The following is a 208-nucleotide window of genomic DNA, read 5'->3' as shown; positions in this document are numbered from 1 at the left end:
AAAGCAAAAGGAACACTCAATCTAGAAGGCACTTCCATTGGAAGTGATGGTTTAGACCTCACTCAAAATGCTTCCGCATTGAATTTGAATGCAATCTTTGATAATAGAGGGGTGGATACTTCTATCGCTGATTATGTCACTTATAAAGATACAAACAGCAATACCCAAACAGCAACCACCAATGCTTTTGGAGCTTTGAGTGATTCGA

At 38.9% G+C, this 208-nt stretch carries 1 protein-coding gene; it reads left to right on the top strand.

Annotated elements, in window-relative coordinates:
- On the top strand, window positions 1-208 hold a 208-nt coding region (locus BKH41_RS09985), incomplete at both ends, for a hypothetical protein (RefSeq protein WP_180762828.1).

This window comes from Helicobacter sp. 12S02232-10 (assembly GCF_002272895.1).
Classification (GTDB): Bacteria; Campylobacterota; Campylobacteria; order Campylobacterales; family Helicobacteraceae; genus Helicobacter_J.
Note: the sequence above shows the minus strand (reverse complement) of the source record. Positions and strands in the feature narration are given on the sequence as shown.